Source organism: Enterococcus sp. AMC1251, from assembly GCF_058216535.1.
Genome location: NZ_CM177098.1, coordinates 3,379,999 through 3,401,510 on the forward strand (window position 1 = coordinate 3,379,999; position 21,512 = coordinate 3,401,510).

The 21,512-nt window shown below is 33.8% G+C and carries 24 protein-coding genes and 1 pseudogene; 14 read left to right on the forward strand and 11 right to left on the reverse strand.

The genetic code is table 11. The annotated features are described in order from the left end of the window. Positions 1-102 precede the first annotated feature (102 nt). From AC4BBR_RS15980 to AC4BBR_RS15995, 4 genes and pseudogenes are all read left to right on the forward strand, one after another. The gene (locus AC4BBR_RS15980) at positions 103-432 is read left to right on the forward strand and encodes a hypothetical protein (protein WP_490460458.1); all 330 of its coding nucleotides are present in this window, start codon (positions 103-105) and stop codon (positions 430-432) included. 478 nt (positions 433-910) lie between these two features. Next, on the forward strand, positions 911-1,513 hold the full coding sequence (locus tag AC4BBR_RS15985) for a rolling circle replication-associated protein (protein ID WP_490460459.1): 603 nt from the start codon (positions 911-913) through the stop codon (positions 1,511-1,513). Between the two features lie 41 nt (positions 1,514-1,554). Beyond that, on the forward strand, positions 1,555-1,830 hold the full coding sequence (locus tag AC4BBR_RS15990; protein ID WP_490460460.1) for a helix-turn-helix transcriptional regulator: 276 nt from the start codon (positions 1,555-1,557) through the stop codon (positions 1,828-1,830). A gap of 66 nt (positions 1,831-1,896) precedes the next feature. Further along, a pseudogene (locus tag AC4BBR_RS15995) lies at positions 1,897-3,159 on the forward strand (site-specific integrase). A 271-nt stretch (positions 3,160-3,430) separates the two neighbouring features. Here the strand turns inward: AC4BBR_RS15995 and AC4BBR_RS16000 are convergent. The 5 genes from AC4BBR_RS16000 to AC4BBR_RS16020 form a co-directional block, all read right to left on the reverse strand. Next, positions 3,431-3,811, reverse strand: coding sequence for a hypothetical protein (locus AC4BBR_RS16000; protein WP_490460461.1), 381 nt, complete (start codon positions 3,809-3,811; stop codon positions 3,431-3,433). 102 nt (positions 3,812-3,913) lie between these two features. After that, entirely contained in the window at positions 3,914-4,990 is a 1,077-nt protein-coding gene (locus AC4BBR_RS16005) for a radical SAM protein (protein ID WP_490460462.1), read from the reverse strand. After that, complete coding sequence (locus tag AC4BBR_RS16010) at positions 4,962-5,540, reverse strand: hypothetical protein (protein ID WP_490460463.1); 579 nt, start codon at positions 5,538-5,540, stop codon at positions 4,962-4,964. The genes AC4BBR_RS16005 and AC4BBR_RS16010 overlap by 29 nt, the downstream gene beginning before the upstream one ends. 131 nt (positions 5,541-5,671) lie before the next feature. After that, a complete protein-coding gene (locus AC4BBR_RS16015; RefSeq protein ID WP_490460464.1) occupies positions 5,672-7,300 on the reverse strand; it encodes an ABC transporter transmembrane domain-containing protein in 1,629 nt (542 codons plus the stop codon). Between the two features lie 213 nt (positions 7,301-7,513). Continuing rightward, positions 7,514-8,347 carry a helix-turn-helix domain-containing protein gene (locus AC4BBR_RS16020; protein WP_490460465.1) on the reverse strand — a complete coding sequence of 278 codons (834 nt, stop codon included), beginning with the start codon at positions 8,345-8,347 and terminating at the stop codon, positions 7,514-7,516. A 172-nt stretch (positions 8,348-8,519) separates the two neighbouring features. Between AC4BBR_RS16020 and AC4BBR_RS16025 the strand changes: the two genes are divergently transcribed. From AC4BBR_RS16025 to AC4BBR_RS16050, 6 genes are all read left to right on the forward strand, one after another. Beyond that, positions 8,520-8,849 (forward strand): hypothetical protein, encoded by a 330-nt coding sequence (locus AC4BBR_RS16025; RefSeq protein WP_490460466.1) that lies wholly within the window; start codon positions 8,520-8,522, stop codon positions 8,847-8,849. Beyond that, entirely contained in the window at positions 8,849-9,358 is a 510-nt protein-coding gene (locus AC4BBR_RS16030; protein WP_490460467.1) for a hypothetical protein, read from the forward strand. The genes AC4BBR_RS16025 and AC4BBR_RS16030 overlap by 1 nt, the downstream gene beginning before the upstream one ends. A 426-nt stretch (positions 9,359-9,784) precedes the next feature. Beyond that, positions 9,785-10,384, forward strand: a complete 600-nt coding sequence (locus AC4BBR_RS16035; RefSeq protein ID WP_490462140.1) for a rolling circle replication-associated protein — start codon at positions 9,785-9,787, stop codon at positions 10,382-10,384. Beyond that, complete coding sequence (locus tag AC4BBR_RS16040; protein ID WP_490460468.1) at positions 10,377-10,658, forward strand: helix-turn-helix transcriptional regulator; 282 nt, start codon at positions 10,377-10,379, stop codon at positions 10,656-10,658. Before AC4BBR_RS16035 ends, AC4BBR_RS16040 begins: the two co-directional genes overlap by 8 nt. A 97-nt stretch (positions 10,659-10,755) precedes the next feature. Next, on the forward strand, positions 10,756-11,361 hold the full coding sequence (locus AC4BBR_RS16045; protein WP_490460469.1) for an integrase: 606 nt from the start codon (positions 10,756-10,758) through the stop codon (positions 11,359-11,361). 13 nt (positions 11,362-11,374) lie between these two features. Continuing rightward, positions 11,375-11,989, forward strand: a complete 615-nt coding sequence (locus tag AC4BBR_RS16050; RefSeq protein WP_490462141.1) for a tyrosine-type recombinase/integrase — start codon at positions 11,375-11,377, stop codon at positions 11,987-11,989. A gap of 147 nt (positions 11,990-12,136) precedes the next feature. Here AC4BBR_RS16050 and rpsI read toward each other — a convergent pair whose 3' ends face one another. Together rpsI and rplM are read right to left on the reverse strand one after the other, a co-directional pair. After that, a complete protein-coding gene (gene rpsI, locus AC4BBR_RS16055; protein WP_010771970.1) occupies positions 12,137-12,529 on the reverse strand; it encodes a 30S ribosomal protein S9 in 393 nt (130 codons plus the stop codon). 13 nt (positions 12,530-12,542) lie between these two features. Further along, positions 12,543-12,971, reverse strand: a complete 429-nt coding sequence (rplM, locus tag AC4BBR_RS16060) for a 50S ribosomal protein L13 (RefSeq protein ID WP_071865853.1) — start codon at positions 12,969-12,971, stop codon at positions 12,543-12,545. Positions 12,972-13,352: 381 nt separating this feature from the next. On the opposite strand from rplM, the gene AC4BBR_RS16065 reads away from it, so the two are divergent. Next, positions 13,353-14,555, forward strand: coding sequence for an argininosuccinate synthase (locus AC4BBR_RS16065; protein ID WP_490460470.1), 1,203 nt, complete (start codon positions 13,353-13,355; stop codon positions 14,553-14,555). 206 nt (positions 14,556-14,761) lie between these two features. Continuing rightward, positions 14,762-16,147: an argininosuccinate lyase gene (argH, locus tag AC4BBR_RS16070; RefSeq protein ID WP_490460471.1), complete on the forward strand. Its 1,386-nt coding sequence runs from the start codon at positions 14,762-14,764 to the stop codon at positions 16,145-16,147. Positions 16,148-16,334: 187 nt separating this feature from the next. On the opposite strand, the gene AC4BBR_RS16075 is transcribed toward argH, so the two are convergent. The 3 genes from AC4BBR_RS16075 to AC4BBR_RS16085 all read right to left on the reverse strand — a co-directional run bounded on the left by AC4BBR_RS16075 (position 16,335) and on the right by AC4BBR_RS16085 (position 19,272). Further along, positions 16,335-16,823, reverse strand: coding sequence for a Dps family protein (locus tag AC4BBR_RS16075; RefSeq protein WP_490460472.1), 489 nt, complete (start codon positions 16,821-16,823; stop codon positions 16,335-16,337). Between the two features lie 119 nt (positions 16,824-16,942). Continuing rightward, positions 16,943-17,680 carry a DUF5105 domain-containing protein gene (locus AC4BBR_RS16080; RefSeq protein ID WP_490460473.1) on the reverse strand — a complete coding sequence of 246 codons (738 nt, stop codon included), beginning with the start codon at positions 17,678-17,680 and terminating at the stop codon, positions 16,943-16,945. A gap of 62 nt (positions 17,681-17,742) precedes the next feature. After that, positions 17,743-19,272 carry a gluconokinase gene (locus AC4BBR_RS16085; protein WP_490460474.1) on the reverse strand — a complete coding sequence of 510 codons (1,530 nt, stop codon included), beginning with the start codon at positions 19,270-19,272 and terminating at the stop codon, positions 17,743-17,745. A gap of 100 nt (positions 19,273-19,372) precedes the next feature. On the opposite strand from AC4BBR_RS16085, the gene AC4BBR_RS16090 reads away from it, so the two are divergent. Next, positions 19,373-20,059, forward strand: coding sequence for a prepilin peptidase (locus AC4BBR_RS16090; RefSeq protein ID WP_490460475.1), 687 nt, complete (start codon positions 19,373-19,375; stop codon positions 20,057-20,059). Between the two features lie 40 nt (positions 20,060-20,099). Here the strand turns inward: AC4BBR_RS16090 and msrA are convergent, their stop codons facing one another. Continuing rightward, positions 20,100-20,633: a peptide-methionine (S)-S-oxide reductase MsrA gene (gene msrA, locus AC4BBR_RS16095; RefSeq protein WP_490462142.1), complete on the reverse strand. Its 534-nt coding sequence runs from the start codon at positions 20,631-20,633 to the stop codon at positions 20,100-20,102. Positions 20,634-20,773: 140 nt separating this feature from the next. On the opposite strand from msrA, the gene AC4BBR_RS16100 reads away from it, so the two are divergent. After that, positions 20,774-21,493 carry a glucosamine-6-phosphate deaminase gene (locus AC4BBR_RS16100; protein ID WP_490460476.1) on the forward strand — a complete coding sequence of 240 codons (720 nt, stop codon included), beginning with the start codon at positions 20,774-20,776 and terminating at the stop codon, positions 21,491-21,493. The last annotated feature ends 19 nt before the right edge of the window (positions 21,494-21,512 follow it).

Consider the following 21,512-nt stretch of genomic DNA (forward strand, 5'->3'; position numbering starts at 1 on the left):
GACATCGTGTATCAATTCGTATATGATAAAGTCGTAGAGGTACCCTGCAATTTTTTTAACTAGATCGTATACATCATCGTATACAGAAAAAAGGGCTGTAACATGGCAGTAAAAATTAATGATTTAACACTACCAAAGGAAAAACTGGAAACAGAGTATCAAGTAGTACAAGTTTCACGCTGGCAAAAGGATGGGGAAGCACTAGGTTGGACATACGAATGCATACTTCCAAAATTACGATTTGAAAAAATTAGTGTCAAAGTAAAAAGCGAAAACCCTGTGATTACTAAGGAAACTTTGGATGAGCAAGGAATGGCACTCCTTCGATTTGATAACCTTGTGATTACACCATGGGGACGTGTGAACGGGCAATTTGTTAGCTATGGGTTAGCTGCTATTGCGAATAAAGCAACACTTGTTCAAAGCAAATAACCAATAGTTTAAATTCAATTGCCCAAGAGCAGACTTCCAGCGGGTGGGTTCGACGGAAGTGGTAGGGCAAACTAGCCCAATACCACTTTTCGCTCGAACTTAACCACACGATGGATGGCAGCTCTGGAAGAAAGGCGTAGACTTTCTTCCTACTTAACTTGAAATTTATAGAACAACATCAGGAGAAAATCGACTGCCCTTTGACAATTAAAGACTTACCAAGGAGTGATGATTTTTAAAGGCTTACAACCAAAAAATCATTGAAACTCCCACGTATATTGAAATTTATGATTAAGAAGCATTCATTACTCCAAAACGAAAAACTGAAAATTATGAAATAACTCCAGAAAGAAAACAAAAATTAGCTTGGCTTTATGATGAAGAACAACCAACGACTGAAAAAAGAAAGAACTATGATGAATTATCTGCTCAAGAGCAATACGACAGTTTAAAACGCAAACAGCAACATTACAAAAATATGCGTTTTGAAATTGCTCGCCTTGTAGATATGAATTTTGACAATCAGACAAAATTTTTAACGCTCACTTTCAAAGAAAATATTCAAGATATTGAGTATGCAAATAATGAATTCAAAAAATTTATCAAACGACTAAACTATGAAATTTATAAAACAAAAACAGCAAATTTAAAATATCTTGCCACGTGGGAAAAACAGAAACGCGGTGCAATTCACTATCATATTATCTTATTTGACTTTCCTTTTATCTCCATTAATCGTTTAACTACGGTATGGGGAAATGGATTTGTCAAAATTAATAAGATTGATGTAGATAGCGCTGAAAATCGTGGACGCTACATCAGCAAGTACTTTGATAAAGATTTAGATTTGAAAGAACACAAAAAAAAGGAATTCTTCAAATCTCGGAATCTCAAATTACCAACCGTCACTAAAAAAGTGGTGACTATACCTTACAATTCCACAAATCAAGACGTATTGTACACCAGCGAATATTTAGTCAGACGACCAATTTTTTACAGTGCTTTAAACGAATTTGGTAGTCCAGAACAAGTCATGGATTTTCAAGAAAGCACCGTTCATTATACAAAAATAAAAAAATAATTTTTTTATTTGAATACTCTTTTTCTAAGGAAGTGAATACTATGACTGAAATGACAATTTTATTGAGCGAGGAACAACTAGCGGACATTTCAAACCAACTTCATACAATGATTCTCACTCAAATCGAACAGATCAAAAATCAAACGCTTCAACAGTATCGTTACATGAATAAAAAGCAAACCTGTAACTATCTGCAAGTTTCAAACAACACATTAGATAGTTGGATCAAGGAAGGATTGCCTCTGATTCAAATCCATGGATCAAGCCGTTTTGATCGTATTGCTATTGATCAATGGCTGGCAAGCCTAGCAAAATAAATCAGCTATCGCTATAATCAACTTATAGTATTTGATTTCGGCTCGCAAAACTCGGAGGGAAATACTATGGCTATTAGTAAGACAGAAAATGATACGTATCGTGTACGACTTTATTACCCAAAAGATATTCAGGAACGTTTGGGCGTCAATAAATTGTACTCTAAAACCTTCAAAACAAGAAAGGAGGCTAAAAATTTCTATGCCTCAATTAAAGAAATTCGCGAAAATAAAGAGAAGGATGCTTTTGAATTAGGGGGCGAAGCATTATTCAAAGACTTTTATGAAGAGATTTGGTTGGATGCTTATATAGCTGGATTGACTTCTAGAAATACAAAATCCCCTACTGCTGTAACAATTTCAAATACAAAAGATATTTTTCGATTACACATTTTACCAATGTTCGGTAAATATACACTAAACTATCTCAATCATAACAAAGCGTTTGTGCTTCAAGTCATGACTAAAAAAGCAGTAGAATATGCAAATTTTAAAACACTGCGAAGTTATGTCAATTCTATTTTTGATTGGGCAGAAGAACTTGAATATATCGAACAAAACAAGCTAGAAAAGTCATTAAAACGAATTAATTCTACTAAGAAAAATCAGTTGAAAGAATCTAAAAAAGAAGAAGAGTTGTATCTCTCCTTTGAGCAACTTCAAGACTGGTTAAGTGCTGTTCAAGAGGATTAGGATAATGAGCAACTAACTCTACAAGACTATGTACTTTTTCTTACTACATTCTTCTTATCTGATCGTAAGTCAGAAACATATGCTATCAAATGGAAAGATGTAAATTTTGAAACTTCTCAGATTACGATTGGCAAAGCCTTAGACAAATTTGGCAATGAAAAAAGTACAAAAGGGAATAAAACCACAATTTTTCATATCCCTACTGAATTAAAGAATTTACTCCAACAATGGAAAAATCAGCAAAAAACAGAATTAGCTAAATTTGATATTAAACAGACCGAAAGCCAATTACTCTTTACTTTTTTTGACAACAAGGGAAACGTCAATCAACGATTACACACAGACTATCTAAATTATCGAATGAACTCTATTGAACGTCGTCATAAAAATCTAGTCCATGCCACACCGCATAAGCTAAGATACACTGGCGCAACCTTAGCAAAACAGTCTGGTGTTACACTTGAGAAGATTTCAGAAGCCTTAACTCACAGTGATACAACTATCACACGAACTCACGTTAACACACCTAATGTGGTTCAGATACCCGTTGGTGAAATCGCCTATCGTAAATTGTCTCACAAAGGTGCAGACCGGAATGGTGTCAATAATAAAAAAGACGCTTCACAAACTGAATTGTGAAACGCCTTGAAATGTTGATATATAAAGATATATTAACGTTTTGAAAATTGTGAAGCTTTACGAGCTTTTTTAAGACCTGGTTGTGTGTCAGAGATTTTGACTGTGCTTCAAAATTCTTTAATAACAATGGATTGAAAAAAATTCATTAAAAACAGTTTTATTTACTTCCATCTAATTTCAGATAACTCGTACCTAGGAACGTACCCAAAAATAAACGTGAATCAGAACAGACTGCAATTATATTATAACAATTAGTAGCATAACCTATTTTTTAAAAACCAAAATATGGCAATAATGTTACCAAAAAAAGGATCAGATATATTAAAAACCCCCATAGATTTCTTGGATTAATTGTCCAACCATATCCAACTCCCTTTTCTACAAAAAATTGAGATTTTTTTGATGGATCTACTCCTAAAAAACTTGCTATTAATATAGATAGCACAAAAATTGAACAAATTAGTGGAAACAAATCAAACGAACTATCTTTCAAAATAGTTTTATTTAAAATAATTCCACCAATTGAAACAAATACTAAGAACCCTATCAATATTTGATTTATATTCCGCTTACTCACCTTCACTTCTGAATCAGCTGCCTTTTTATCTTTTTTAGTGAAAGTTTTCATCTGTTTATTTTTCATTTTTTTCAAAAATATCATTCCCTAATTTTTATTTACTTTTAAGATAGTAAAATTTAATGAAAGTATCCATTATTTAAATCATAATATACATATTCTTTTAATTAATGTATGTCATACCGAACAATCTCTCATCATAGATTTCAACTTTATTTTTTGGACAAAACGATTCTGAACATCATCAATTATATCAGTATAATTTTCTAAAATCGTCTCTTTTACATCTTGATTATTAAAAATATAAGCACAAGTTTGACAAAAGTGGTAAAATTTTGGGGAATCAATTTGAGGATTCCACTTTTTCACCTGTTTTAAGATTTTTACTGGACCATCAACAAAAAGCCATTGTTTCATAAAGTCAGATTTTTGTGTATCAAAGATTCTCGTTAGAGAATTTTTCTCACTAGTTATATTACCTAACTGCAATTCATCAATATATTCTACCGTGATTCCACAGCAAGACAGTCCTCTATTTTTAGGATCTACCACAAACATTGAAAAGATATTATCACATCCATTTGAAAGTTCTGGTGAGTTTAAATGAACAGAATCGTATTCATATTGTTGATCATTATGGAAAGAAACCCAAATTGATGATACAGCTTTAAATAGATCAGAATTATACTCTGATTCATTTAATTTTTTATAAAGTGGATGCTCAAAAATATTTTCTATAGTAAAAATCGAATTCTTAGTTTTTTCTACAGATATGACTCCTAGAATACCCAATTCAACTGCTGCTACAGTGCCATTCATAACTCGATCAAACGAAATATATTCTTGGTGGTTGTCCCCTGTTGATATATTCAGTTCTGCTAAACCCGCTTCTACTAATGGTATTAACTTTTGTTTAGCTTTTTCTTTAGTAGTAGCCCAAAACCCATTTGAAACGACTCTAGAATAAATACCTTTTGTCCTAGCATATTTCATACTAAATAACAAAAGATCATAATTTAAAAAAGCTTCGCCGCCAGTCCAAACCAAAAATTTCACTGAATTAGTTTCAACTACTCTATCAATTATGTTTACTATATTTTCCTTACTCAATGAAAATGGGTTTTTAGGTCCACATTCAAAACAACATTCTGCACACATTGCATTACATTTAAAAGTAAGTATTATACTTGCGGAGTTTGGATAATAGTTAGCAACTACTTCTATATCATCTTGCGAAATCGACAATGCATTCACTATCCTTCACTACAATCTGATATTCACCACTCTCCAAACCATAAAATAAATTATGAATTTGACTACCGAAGTCATCTCCTCCTAATTTACGTGCTATTGTTCTGCAAGTATTTAAAATAGGATTTCTCACTTCTTTAATATAAGCTGTTGCTTTTTCCTCCTCTTGAGGTTTACGGACAGCAATTGCCATGACAACGGCTCCAACTGCTGCAATAACTTGTAATGCGACTATTGCTACACTGTTACCTGCTACATAAGCATTAGCCACAAGCCACCCTTTAGAATCAGCTCCTGCATCTTCAGCCGCTGCTTTTAGAACTCCTTTTTCAAATAAAAACTTAATAAACTTTTCTTCGTTTTTGGATTTACAGATTTCACTTAGTTGATCATTATTAAACAGTTCAATTAAAATACTGTTAATATCATCTGAACTTGAATTCCTATTCAGAATTAAGGGTGCCTTGATGTTTAATGAATTATTGTGCGACTTTGATAGTACACTTACACTACTTGGTTCTCCAAAAATATTTTCCCGACTTCTTCCATACATAGATATTCCTCCTCTAAGTTTTTGCTCAATGCATCACAATTACAATTTTATTTTACTCCTAGATGTAAATAATATCAATAGAATAATAAATAATATTTCGTTAAGTACGATACCGTACCTATTATTAGTAACTACCAGATACCATCTTGAATTATCTCATTTTTTATTATAGATATTTGCTCATTGAACAATCCATTGTCAGCAAAATGGTGTTCTACAACAATCAAAGAAATATCTGGGTATTTTTGACGTATGTTTTCTAAAATTTGAATACTTTGTATCGGTTCAATATTCGACAATATTTCGTCCAAAAATAGAAAGTCTGGTTTCCTTACAAGTGCTCTCACTAACCTTATTTTTTGCACTTCACCAGTACTGAACTCATCCTGAACTTTGTCGTTAGAGGTGTAAAGACCATTTGGCAAAGCGGATATTTTATCACCAATTCCTACAATATTCAAAGCATCATTAATTTCATCGTTCGTAATTTTATTTCCAATCGTAAATTCTTCAAATAAATTGTTTAATGGAAAATTCTGTTTATTCGATACATAAATAATTTTGTTGGGGCTTATACAAATATTTTCATCTAGTCTAATTAAATTATTATTACTAGCTTCTAGTATAATCTCTCCAGTGTAATTCGTATAAAGTTTTGCTATAGACTTCAAAAATAAAGATTTTCCACTACCATTTGTACCTAAAAAGCGTACCCATTTTCCTGAATAGAGAGTTAAATTTACATTTTCGAGAAGTAACGTATTATTTGTGTATAAGTTTAGATTATTTATATCAATTTTTTTGACTCTTGGAATTGTTATTTCTTCCAAAATGCCTTCCTCAGTGGTAAAATACTGAATTCTTGATTTATAAACATTAGATATTTTAATAGTTGATATTATTGAAATTAGCTGAGTTAGAGGTACGAATAATAAACTACTATATGAATTAAACGCCACTAAGCTCCCAATAGTAATACTACCATTTTTTACAAGGTTAATACCAATGATAAAAGGAACAATTGATGCTATGGTAATGATTATACCCGCAACTATATTAATGAAATTTTGATAAATTGATGCCTTAATGTTTAATTGCTTATTTTTATCTATTACTGAATTAAAGGAATCAATTACAAATTTTGTGAATTTATAAATCTTTATAACTTCTAAATTGGATGTTGCATTGTTGATAGAAAATAATAATCCATCTTTAGCGTTTTGTTGTTTTTTACTAAGCACACTAAGTTTAGAGCTCACATACATAATCCAAATAATATAAACTGGAATAAACAGAAATGTTCCCAGTGATAACCTCCAATTTATATTCAACATTACAAGAATATAAGCTATCCCAGTAAACGTATTTGTGAGTACAGTGGTGATAATTTGCTGAACATTGTTAGCATAAAGTTCTGAATCGTTAAATACAACTGTACTAAATGACGATTGATCTTTATAACTCGTATTAAAGCTATTCTTAAATATCTTTTTTCTGATTTCAAATAAAAAACCTTGAAAAAAATTTGCAGAGAGCCTTATAGTTACTCGTCCAGTAATCAATTGTACTAGGATAATAACTGTAACAACAGTCAAGTATATCCAAATACGATTATACTGCTTCTCAATAAAAACCACATCAATAAGATATTTTGAAAGATATGGTATAGGTATTGATACTACTGAACTCAGTAAAGTAAAAAACAATAACAAAAAAAATAACTTCTTTCTATTTTTCATATATTCCACAAAAAAGTTCATCGTAATTCTCCTAATAAATATTATATAATTCTATTTACATAACTACTAAAAATTTCCATTACAACATTAAATAACTGTACCTGATTAATAGTAAAGATATACATGCTTTATAAAGTTTTCAAAACAACCACTCCTTGTTATTCGGTCATTTATAAGCAATAGTTATTCTTGCACTCATGATAATTTAGCAGTAGGTATTTTACACGGAAGATTCTATTTTTCTATCTGCTCAATTTCTTTTTCAAGCTCATCTATAAATATTCCTAAATAAATAGAATTGTTTGATTTGCTTAAAACATAATTATTTCTTTTTTCATTATACTGAAATGAACGAATATCCTTCACTTCTTTGTCCTTATCTATTCCATAATAAATGATAGAGGAACCTTCCAAAGTTAATCCTATTTCATCAAAATTCTCTGTAAATACTTGATGTTCTCTTTTTTTTTCAATATACATTGGAAATTCAAAAAATAACTTGCTATTCTTCTCATTCAATGAAAAAGGAATGACATGTAATCTGTTTTTTTCAATTTCTGCATAAACGTAATACATGATTTCTAATTGATTAAAGCTTTCACTCTGTTCAATAAATTCATCTTTATATCGTCCAGCATATAAATTAGGCATTCCCAATATTGAAGTATAGACTAAATGTCCTACTCTTTTTCCATACGTTCCATTGTCTAGAACATACTTAGCTACCGCTAACCACATCATATCGTCATATGTACGTTTTGCCGGTGGAATAGCTTCAAAAATCGAAAAAAGTATACTATCACTAAGTTTCACGTCAAAATTCTGTTCAATTAAATCATATAAATATTCTTCAGCTCTCCCATACAAAATCTGATCTGGCATCATTTTACCTAACAAAGCTATCTTTTCTAACTTATCTCGTTTGGGAATACTAACCCCTTTTTCCCAATTATTAACAGAACTTCTTGGAGAATTACCTATTAATTTCCCAAACTCCTCCATACTATAACCTAAATTTGTCCTAATTTCTCGTATTCTATTTGCGACCTTCTTTTTATTAGGCTTCATAATCATTGTTCCTTTCAACTAATATGCTAAATCTATCATAACAGATTCTATATTTAGAGTAAAACACATTCGTACTATTTTTTGTACTAAAACGTATTGACAAGCCACCTATTTTTGTTTTATACTATTTTTGTACTAAAATACGTACTAAAAAGAAAGGAGGCATGTAAAAATGGCAGTAAAAATTAGTGATTTAGTTTTACCTGAGAACAAATTAGAAAAAGATTATCAAGTAGTACAAGTAACAAAATGGCAAAAAGATGGTGAAGTACTCGGTTGGACATATGAATGTGTATTACCAAAATTACGCTTTGAAAAAGTTAGTGTGAAAATCTCAAGTGAATTTCCTGTTATTTCTAAAGAAGAACTGGAATCTCAAGGAATGGTATTGGTTTCTTTTGAAGGATTAACGATTTCTGCATGGGGGCGTGCCAATGGGCAATTTGTTAGTTACGGGCTTTCTGCTACAGCAAAATCCGCAAAACTTATTACTCAAAAATAATGGGAGAGCAATTTTTTACAGCCCATGATGTCGTTCAACAAGTTCATGGGCTTCACTCTCTATCTACGTTAAATAAGTGGGCAAATTTCATTCAAAAAGAATGTGATTATACTTTTCAATACGAATACATCCCCTTTGTCAGTCATGGACGAAAGGGACAAACGAAACATCATCGGAAAACAAGGGTATTTTCTACAGAAGAAATTCAAAAACTTCAAGAAGTCGCTCATTTAATTCCGAAAATTGGACGTGATAATGCTTTAAGACAATTATTTAATGTTCACGAGAAAGTTGATTTGATGAAACATCATGAACTTATTGACTTTATTACAGAGATTTTCAATGAAAAATTGAGAGAAAGAGATAAGGTTATCAATGCGCTAGTCAGACAGTATCATGACATAGACAAACGAATCATTGATTTATCCCACAGAGTAACACAGATAGAGAAAACTTCCGCACCTGATTCTGACAATACTTCCAGCGGGTGGTTTCGACGGAAGCGGTAGGGCAATCAAGCCCAACACCGCTTTCCGCTCGAAAACAACCAAACGATGGACGTGTTGTCTGGAAGAAAGGCAACGCCTTTCTTCCCCTTTACTTGTTCTATAGGACAACATCTGGCGAAAATAAAGGTACAAGACTTAGTTCGTCATTCGCCACTCAATTTCTACATTTAGGAGTGATAAACACTGTATACGAGTTACAATCAGAAAATCATTGAAACTCCTACGTATATAGAAATTTGGGAATATGAGCAACCAATCTATTCAAAACGATCAAAAACAGAAGAAACGAAAAAAGAAAAACTTGAATGGCTAGAAGATAAAACAACACGAAAAAAATTTGATGAACTATCTGCACAAGGACAATATGACAATTTAAAGAGAAAACAAAAACATTATAAAACGAAACGATTTGATATTGCACGATTAATTGACACAAACTTTGACAAACAAACGAAATTTCTAACATTAACCTTTAAAGAAAACATAGAAGATATTGACTATACAAATAGTGAGTTCAAAAAATTTATTAAACGATTAAATTACCAATTATATAAAACCAAGAAAGCTCAAATTCGCTACTTAGCTACGTGGGAGAAGCAAAAGCGCGGAGCTATCCATTATCACATTATTCTCTTTCACTTCCCTTACGTTCCTCATAAACAGCTTTTAAGCACATGGGGACATGGTGCCGTTAGAATAAATAAAATTGATGTGGATAGTATCGAGAATCGAGGAAGATATATCAGTAAATATTTTGATAAAGAATTAGAGCTAAAGGAATACAAAAAGAAAGCTTTCTTCAAATCTCAAAATTTACGCCTTCCTAAAGAGACAAAGAAACGAACAGATACACCTTATAATGTTTCTAATCAAAAAGTATTAGTAACGAAAGAATATACAAAAAAGAAACCATTCCTTTTTAGAGAATGGAATTTATACGAAATAACAGAACCAATACTTATGTTTGAAGAAAGCAAGGTTCGTTACACAAAAATCAAAAAAAACGGAGACGATATTCATGAATGAACTCACTATCTTGTTATCTGAACAACAACAACTACATTTACAAGAAACCATTCACCAATTATTAATCAAAGAAGTTAATCAGTTTCGAGTAGAACTCGGCTTAAATGAACGCTATATTAAGAAAAACCAACTCTGTCATTATCTTAATCTCTCTAACAACACTGTTGATAAATTAATCATGGAAGGATTACCCAAAATCAATATTCAAGGTGTTGTACTTTATGACAGAGTAGAAGTTGATAATTGGCTAAAAGGTTACACTCAATCAGCATAATTAGTGAAAAAATGATTTACAAGTAAGATTTTTATTTTATAATCAACATGTAGTCTTTTCACGTTCTGATTCACGTCAAGAAAGTAGGAAAAGATTTATGGCAATAACAAAAATGAACAGTGGCAACTACAAAGTTGAAGTATTCTATCCAAAAGAAGTAAGAGAAATCTTAGGTATTAAAACACAACGTTTCAGAAAAACCTATTCCTCAAAAGAAGAAGCGAAGCAAGCAGAAATTTTAGAAAAAATTGAACGAGTCAAACTTGAAAAACATGAACGTGCTTTTGAACTGAAATCAACTATTACTTTTCAAGAGTTTTATGAAACAGTTTGGCTCGACATTTATCGCAATGGATCAAGCGGAAGAAGCCGACAAATTCCAGCAGAACAAACCGTTCTCAACACACAAGACCTATTCCGCTTGCATATTCTGCCAATGTTCGGTGAGTATTCCTTGTTTGTCTTAAACAATAGCAAAGATTTAGTTTTACGAAAACTAAATGCTAAAGCGCAAACCTATGCAAATATCAAAACCATTAAAAGTTATGTAAACCAAGTATTTGATATTGCAGAGTTACTTGATTATATCGAATATAATCGTATTGCTAAAATTATCCGTTATGTAGGTGACCCTTTAAAACAGCGTAGAAAAATGGAACGTATGCTAAAAGGTGAAGCTTTAACAGCCGAACAGTTAATTTAACTGGATAGAAGCAATTCATGAAGATACGAAAAAAGAATTACTAACTTTTCAAGATTATGTTTTATTTACACTCACATTGAATCTAGGTGACCGAAAAAGTGAAAGTTATGCCTTACAGTGGAAACATATTGATTTAAAAGAAGGGACAATTCTTCTTGTTCAGAGTAAAGACAAAATCGGAAATTTAACTGCTACAAAAGGTCGAAAAAATACTAAATTCCATTTACCAACTTCACTGATTGAACTTTTAACAAGGTGGAAAAAAGAGCAAGCAAAAGAATTATTAAAAGTTGGTATCAAGCAAACTTCTGATCAATTTCTTTTTACTTATACAGATAGAAAAGTCAATATCAACGTTCCTGTTCACATTGACTATCTCAATTATCGTATCAATTCCGTAAAGCGTAGACATCAACATTTAGCTCATGCGACACCTCATAAGTTGCGACATACCTTTAGTACCTTAGCATATGAAGGTGGTGCTTCAATGGAACAAATTTCAAGAGCTTTAACACATTCAGATACCAAAACAACAGAAGTGTATGTGAATACGCCAAACATTGTTGATTTATCTACTTATGAGAAATTTGAACAGCGATTACAACAAGCCAAAGTACAAATTAAATAACAGGTCTAAGATAGCACACTTCACACCTTTCACTTACGAGAATAATTGATTTGAAAAAGTCGTACCCATTTTCGTACCCAAAGGCATAAAAAAAGACACCCTCCAAAATTTGGAAAGTGCCTTGAAATGTTGATATATAAAGATATATTAACGTTTTGAGAATTGTGAAGCTTTACGGGCTTTTTTAAGACCTGGTTTTTTACGTTCTACCATACGGGCATCACGAGTAAGAAGTCCAGCGCGTTTTAAAGCTCCGCGGAAGTCAGGATCTACTTCTAATAATGCACGAGCGATTCCGTGACGGATCGCACCTGATTGACCAGAGTAACCTCCACCGTTAACGTTTACCATTACATCATAAGCGCCTTTAGTTTCAGTTACGCCAAATGGTTGGTTGATAACTTCACGCAAATCAGCGTGTGGAATATATTCTTCAACGTCTTTTTTATTTACAGTAATTTTACCAGTACCTGGTACTAAACGTACGCGGGCAACAGATTTTTTACGACGGCCAGTGCCGCTATATTGTACTTGAGCCAATGAATTTCCCTCCTTAAATTAGGTTAGTAATATCTAATACTTCTGGTTGTTGTGCAGCATGTGGATGTTCTGCGCCACCGTATACGTTCAACTTAGTAAATTGTTTACGGCCTAAAGTGTTTTTAGGAAGCATACCTTTTACAGAAGTTTCAATTAAACGACGAGAGTTTTTATCGCGTAATTCACCAGCAGTAACAGATTTCAACCCACCTGGGTATTGGCTGTGACGGTAGTAAATTTTATCGCTTGCTTTGTTACCAGTTAATTTAATTTTGTCAGCATTAATTACAATTACGAAATCTCCAGTATCCACATGTGGTGTGAATGTTGGTTTATTTTTTCCACGTAAGATAGAAGCAACTACAGTTGATAGACGTCCCATTGGGATATCTGTCGCATCTACTACATACCATTTACGTTCTACTTCGCCAGATTTGGCCATATATGTTGTACGCACGTTTTTTTCCTCCAATTTTCTATTCGATGTTTGACATACACTTGAGTTTCCGGGGCTCATTGTGGGGCAAACAATACCATTTAACATGATACCTTCTATCACTAGTAAAGTCAATGAATTTCTGATGTTTTCCATTATTTTTCTTCTTCTTTTTTTCGATTCAAAAAGATATCCTCCACTAAAAAGTGTAAAACGCCAAAAAATGCGTAATGTATATTATGCGACTTCCAAACATATAAATGTATAATTTTACTTAAATATTTAATTTTATGCATATTTATTTACAAAAAGTGTTGATCTTTGTATTTTCAAGTGATATGATGAGAACAATCAAAAAGGACAATTAAAAAATAAGGAGTGTTACTCATGAAAGAAAAAGTTGTTTTAGCCTATTCTGGAGGACTAGATACCTCTGTTGCTGTTAAATGGTTAGTTGACGAAGGATATGACGTGATTGCTTGCTGTTTAGATGTGGGTGAAAAGAAAGATTTAGATTTCATCAAAAATAAAGCATTAGAAGTTGGCGCCTCTGCGTCATATACCATTGATGCCAAAGAGGAATTCGCTCAAGAATTTGCCTTGATTGCTTTACAAGGTCATACCTTCTATGAACAATCTTATCCGTTAGTTTCGGCTTTATCCCGTCCGCTGATTGCTAAGAAATTAGTAGAATTAGCGCACGAGACTGGTGCTACAACAATTGCTCACGGATGTACAGGAAAAGGGAACGATCAAGTACGTTTTGAAGTTGCGATCAATGCCCTTGCACCTGAACTCAACGTCATTGCGCCAGTTCGAGAATGGAAATGGTCACGTGAAGAAGAAATCAATTATGCCAAAGAAAAAGGTGTACCCGTTCCTGCAGACTTGGACACCCCTTATTCTGTCGACCAAAACCTTTGGGGCCGTGCCAATGAATGTGGGATTTTAGAAGATCCCTGGGCAACACCCCCAGAAGGTGCTTATGAATTAACAGTTAGCTTAGAAAATGCGCCTGATGAAGCGGATATTATCGAATTAACTTTTGTTGAAGGCGTTCCTACAGCAATCAATGGAAAAGAAATGCTATTATCTGATTTAATTTTAAATTTGAATGATTTAGCAGGGAAACACGGAATCGGTCGGATTGATCATGTAGAAAACCGTTTAGTGGGGATCAAATCACGGGAAGTTTATGAATGTCCAGCAGCAATCACATTGATGACCGCTCATAAAGAACTAGAAGATTTGACTTTCGTTCGTGAAGTAGCACACTTCAAACCAGTCATCGAAAACCAATTATCCCAAATTATTTATGATGGCTTATGGTTCAATCCGTTAACAGACGCATTGATTGCTTTCTTAAAATCTACGCAAAAATATGTAAATGGCGTGGTTCGGGTAAAACTATTCAAAGGTCATGCTATTGTTGAGGGACGTAAATCAGCAAACAGTCTATATAACGAAAACTTGGCAACTTATACATCTGCTGATACTTTTGATCAAGATGCTGCTGTTGGTTTCATCAAACTCTGGGGCCTACCTACCAAAGTCAATGCAGAAGTCCAAGCGGCTTTAAACAAAAATTGATTTTATTTTGATATAAACTGAATTTGAAAGTGAGATAATGTTTATATTTTCTTATAGCTAAGCTCCTTACGACATGAAAAATTCAATCTTTTTCAGCTATAGCTATCTTCCATAAACAATTGATAAGTAGCAGGTTATCTAAAACAGTAAGTAGATGACCTGTTACTTATCACAATGAATAATAATACATAAATGAGGTGTATATAATGAAAAAATTATGGGGCGGACGTTTTGAAGGAAAAAGTGAAGCATGGATAGATGCCTTTGGTGCATCGATTCCTTTTGATCAAACGTTAGCCAAACAAGATATTACTGGGAGTTTAGCTCATGTAAAAATGTTAGCTAAAACCGGGATTTTAACGAAAGCAGAAGCTGAGCAGATTACTATGGGACTTAATGCCATTCAGGAAAAGTTAACTGCTGGCGAGCTTGAATTCAGTATAGAAAATGAAGATATCCATTTAAACATTGAAAAACATCTACATGACAAAATCGGTCCTGTTGCTGGGAAATTGCATACAGGCCGCAGCAGGAATGATCAAGTCGCTACAGATATGCATCTCTACTTAAAAGAAATCGTTCAAGAAGTCATCGGAAAAATCCACTTATTTCGCCAAGTTTTAGTTCATAAAGCAGAAGAGAATATTGAGACCATTATGCCAGGCTACACTCACCTGCAACACGCACAACCTATTTCCTTCGCCCATCATTTAATGGCTTATTACGGCATGCTTACACGAGATCAAGAACGTTTTTCTGAAAGTTTGAAACGAATCGATATCTCTCCATTAGGTTCTGCCGCTCTTGCAGGAACGACTTTTCCTATAGATCAGGTATATTCAGCTGAGTTATTAGGTTTTTCGTCAGTCTATGAAAACAGTATAGACGGCGTGAGTGATCGAGATTTCATCTTAGAATTTCTTAGCAATAGTTCTATTCTAATGATGCATCTTTCTCGTTTTTGCGAGGAAATTATCTTGTGGTGCAGCCACGAATTTCAATTTATCGAGTTGACGGATACTTTTTCTACAGGCAGTTCGATTATGCCTCAAAAAAAGAACCCGGATATGGCAGAATTGATCCGCGGGAAATCCGGTCGTGTATATGGGAATTTATTCAGCCTCTTAACCGTTTTAAAAGGTTTACCATTAGCTTACAACAAAGACTTGCAAGAAGACAAAGAGGGCATGTTTGATACGTCTCATACAGTTTTAACTAGTTTAGAGATTATCACAGGCATGATAGAAACAATGAAACTAAATCAAGAAATAATGGAACAATCGACAGAAAAAGATTTTTCAAACGCAACAGAGTTGGCAGATTATCTTGCAAACAAAGGGATGCCTTTTAGACAAGCCCATGAAGTTGTTGGAAATTTAGTATTACAGTGTACAAAACAAGGGATTTATTTACAGGATGTACCATTAAAAGAATACCAAGCGATTACATCGTTGATCGAATCAGACATCTACCAAACACTTACATCAAAAACAGCAATCGAACGTCGCCATTCGTATGGTGGAACTGGATTCGATCAAGTGAGAGCCGCCATTGAGCGCAGCAAGCTGAATCTAGAAAGTGATGAAAACTAAAAAAGAGGCCGAGACAAAAGCGTTTAGCTTATTTCCGAAGCCTTCAAAACTTAGTGCTTTAGCACTTAGAATTTGATGTGATCGGAGCGAAGCGTAGTCGCTGCTTTTTTCTCGCCGTTTATTCGGATTTAGAGCGCGAAACAAAACTGATCTTTCGTTTTGTCCCACGCTCTTCAAATTCTGTTGATTAGCGAGTTTTGGTACGTGAATCTGCATCAATACCAGGTGCTTTACCTAATTTTGCTTGCAACATCCAAATATTCTTCTCGATATCTGTTTTGTTTGCAATAAAAATATCTTGTGTAGAATCATCGCCTTCTTCACCAGAAACTTCAATTCCTTTTTGGTATAAGTCAGCTAAATAGCGGTAACCTTCTACTAATTTTTCCATACGTTCAGGAATTGTACGTTCGTATGTGCCAATTTCATCTTCAATGCCAGTATGATCAGCAAATTCTTGTAATGTTGAGTAAGGAGCGCCGTCCAATGTAATCAAACGCTCAGAAATAACGTCTAATTGATCATTGATTTGATCCATATATTCGTCCATTTTAGGGTGTAATGTCAAGAATTCTGGTCCACGCATATACCAGTGAGTTTGGTGGATTACCACTGAAAACTGGCTTAGATCTGCAACTAGTTGGTTCAACACTTCTTTAGTTTGTTCAAATTTCATTATACATCATCCTCCTAAATTTTTATCTAATACAATTGTATTACAAGATAACAAAAAAGTACACTAATATCTTCATTTTTACACAAATTATCATTTAATAATAATTATAAATTAAAACGTTAATTATTCTTAGGGATCGGTACAGTGTCCATTGAATCAATAATTTCTTTGGCAACTTCGTTTAACGCTTCTTCCAATTCTTTATTCATCGTCTCCGTATCTTTTGAACCAGAAATGAATGCCATAAACAAATTAGATACTACCGTTTTTTGATTCTCTGGTACAAACCACTTACCTTTTTCTTTCTCTAAATGTAATTTCACTTCAACTGGATCAGTTTTTATTTTAATTGATTTAACTCGCTCTTCTAAGATAGAAATAGTTTCTTCTAATGTTTTTTGCTCATCATTAGCTATTTCGGGATCAGCTAATGTAACTTTTACTAGCTGTCTTGTCATCTCTTGCATCGCACTTACCAGATCTAAACCAGTTACGTAATAAGTAATTGTTGTCCCCTTTTTTGTTTCATCTATTTGAACGATTTTATAGGTTGCTTTTTCTCTCGCTTGCTGTAAAAGTTCATTTGTTAACTGGTCAGCCTGTTTTGGCGGAACTTTTGCTCCTGTAGAAGACAAACCTTTGATGAAATTTTTTTCGAAAGTTTTAGTATTTCCATCTAGTTCCTTCCCAACCTGTTCGCCATCACGAAATTCCTTATCAAACTTACTTTCTTCTGTTTGATACACCAAGCGATCAACAAACAGCTCACCAGCATCTTCTGCTGAGATCCCTTTAGACCCACAACTTGTCAGAAAAATCACAACTAAAAATAAGGGGATGACCCATAATTTTTTCATTTCCTTTCCTCCGTTCTCTTATTACTAGTAAAACAAGTTCAGTCTTATTTGTCAAAATAATTTTATTCTAAATCTACTCTTAATTTAGCTAATTGATGATAACTAGCGGATAGCTGTTGCTGAGTTGTTATAAACAGCGGATAAATCTGTTGATATATCTGATAGTTTTTACGGTTGGGATCTACCACTTCATAAATTTTAACTTGTTCACAAGCTGTCTCTAAATCTGGAATTACACCTAAACTTTTCCAACCTAATAAAACTGCTCCGAAAGCTGAAGCTTCAATACTTTTAGTTAATGAAAGTTTATACCCAAAAACATCCGCCATGACTTTTTTAAAAACCTCAGAATCAGCAAAACCTCCTGTTGCCCGAATTTCTCTCACTGTTCCGCCTAGCTCTTCTAATTCTGTCAAAATACGCTTTAAATTCAAACAAATTCCCTCTATCACTGCACGCATCATCAATTTATCATCATGATTTCGCTTCAAACCAACAAAACTTCCTGTAGCTTCAGCATTCCACAACGGTGCGCGTTCTCCAAGTAAATAAGGATGAAACATTAATCCCTTAGCTCCAACTGGCGTTCCTTTTACTGCCGCCATTACCTCATCATAAGGATTTTTCCCAGCCATACACGCTTCTGTTTGAAGTTCTTTCAATAAATTTTCGCACGCCCAATCGAAAATTCCAGCTCCATTACTTGTTGCGCCTCCAATTACCCAATGATTCTCATCAAGAGCACAGCAAAAAGTCTCAGCTTGAGGATGAGTGTAAGGTTGCTCAACAATATAGCGCAATGCACCACTTGTTCCAACCGTCAATGTAGCTGTTCCTTTTTTCATAGCGCCTAATCCTAGATTGGATAATGGTCCATCTGCCCCTCCCAACACAAAAATGGTTTTTGTAGACAAACCTAATTGCTCTATCCATTCCGCATCTAACCCTGTTAATTGGTGCGTAGGTGTGACCAACAATGGCAACTGTTCGATTGTGATTTCCATTTCCGCTAACGCTAGCTGATCCCAAATAAGATCATGGATATTAAAAAAACCTGTCCCAGAAGCAGTACTAATGTCTGTAACATAGTGACCGAATAAACGATAAAAAACATACTCTTTCATACCGATAAATTTCTCTGCTTGCTCATAAATTTCTGGAAATTCTTCTTTTAACCATCGAATTTTATGAAAAGGAGTCATTGGATGCATCGGCATTCCTGTATTTTGATACATCATTTTTCCTAAAGCGGTATCCCTTAATTCCTCCGCATATTTTTCTGCGCGATTATCAGCCCAAGTGATGACTTGAGTCAGCGGTTGATTATTTTTATCTATGACAATTAATCCATGCATCGCTGTAGAGAAAGATACAACTGAAATCCCAATAGGGTGCACGTCACTTACCACCTGTTTGATACATGTAACTACTGCTTGAAAAATCTGCTCCACATCTTGTTCCGCCATGCCTTCTGCTCCCTGAATGAGTGGATAACGAACGTAGGCTGATGTCTGAACTGTTCCATTCGCTCTGAAAGCGACTGCTTTTGTCTGAGTTGTCCCAATATCTACACCAATTGCTATTTTTTCCATATTTTCGCCTCATTTCTCTCTTTCATTATTCCTAATAAAAAAAGAATTGTCTAGTTAAAATAGCGTTTATTTGCGTATTTATTTATGAAAGGAGATTTTTATGTTAATTATTTATTTTATCTTAGGTTCTGTGATTGGTTCGTTTCTTTGTTTAGCTGCTGAGCGGCTCCCAGTTGGGAAATCTATCTTATTTCCCGCTTCTCATTGTTCTTATTGCCAGACTAAATTAACACCTTTAGAATTGATTCCAATTATCTCTATTGTTTTTCTCCATTTCCGTTGCCGTCATTGCAAACATAAATTATCATCTATTTATGTTTACAGTGAAATAATTTGCGGCTTGCTTCCTCTTTTTATAGTTTCTAAATCTATTTACCCGTTGTATTCTCTTTTCTTTCTATTCACAGCCGTTATCTTATCTTTAACAGATATTTTCTATTTAATCGTTGAACCTAAAATATTCTATCTATCATCTGTTTTGTTATGTCTCGGACACATTTACTTAGGTTTACCAACTTATTTTTTTACAAGCATCATTATCTTCTTTAGTTTAAATGGGTTGAACTATATCCTTCCTGATTCAGTAGGAGGCGGAGATATTCTCTTGCTGACTGTATGGGGAGCACTTTTAGGAAGCGAATCACTGATTTCCTTATTATTTATTGCCAGTAGCAGTGGATTGCTTTTCTTATTATTTTATCAATTCGTGTTAAAGAGAACATTAACGCAACTTCCCTTTGTACCATTTTTAAGCATTGGACTATTTTTTGTATTTTTATGTAAATAATGAGACAAAAGCAAAATCTGCTTCTGTCTCAATTTCTAAGTTATTTATCTTTCCAATTTTTCCGAATAAACCCTGCACGTCCAGAGCCTTCTTTATACAGATTGTAGTGTATACTATGTTTTTTATAATACTCTTGATGATAGTCTTCTGCTGGGTAAAAAGGTTGTGCTCGTTCAATTTTAGTCACAATCGGTTGTGCGAATCGACCACTTGTTTCCAATGCTATTTTTGATTTTTCTGCCGTTTCTTTTTGTGTTTCATTTGAATAAAAAATAACAGGACGATAAGATTCACCTCGATCAGCAAATTGTCCTAAAGCATCTGTTGGATCTGTTTGTTGCCAATAGATTTCTACCAATTTCTCATATGAAATAACTGCTGGATCATACGTTATTTCAACGGCTTCTGTATGGCCAGTTGTTCCTATTGTAACTTGTTCGTAGGTTGGATTTTCAACATGCCCCCCTGTATATCCAGCTACTACTGAAACAATGCCAGGTTGCGTATCAAAAGGCTTAATCATACACCAAAAACAGCCCCCAGCAAAAATTGCTTTTTCATAGTTATGTTCCATCATCACTTCACCTCTTCTTTTTACTTTATCATAATCCGAATAAAGGAATAATGATATTGATTTGCCTAGAATAAAATATCCATTGACATGGGATGGTTCCCACATGATAGATTTAATAAAAAGAAAGCGATGTGAAAAAAATGAAAATCATCATTGAAGAAAACTATGAAAAAATGAGCCGCGTAGCCGCTAATATTTTATTAGGAAAAATGTATCAGAAAAAACGAGTGAACTTAGCGATCACAGCTGGCTCAACCCCTGTTAAAATGTACGAATACTTGATCGCTGATGTAAAGAATAAGGACTATTTTGATAATGTTCATTATTACAACTTCGACGAGATTCCATTCAAACAGAAAAAAGGCTATGGTGTAACAATGACGAATCTCAATAACCTCTTCTTTAAGCCAGCAGAAATTCCGGAGAATCAGATCCATCCACTAGATGAAACCAACTACAAATCTCAAGATTTAAGAATTGAACAAGATGGTGGATTGGACTTGATTTTATTAGGGATCGGAGCAGATGGGCATTATTGCGGAAACTTACCAGGTACAACAAAATTTGAAGACCTAACTTCTTATGTAGGAGAAAATGCTACTGAGAATATGAAAGATATTTTATTAAGCGAGGTCGGCGGCGATGAAAATGAGCGTCCAGACTTTTATGTTACGATGGGACCAAAAAGCGTGATGCAGGCAAAAGAAATCGTACTCTTTGCCACAGGAAAGAAAAAAGCTGCAATCATCAAACAAGCTTTCTTCGGCCCAGTTACAAATGAAGTCCCTGCCTCTTTACTACAAACTCACCCTAATTTAACGATTGTCTTAGATCAAGAAGCTGCATCAGAACTGAACTAATTAAAAAGGCTTGAAATCA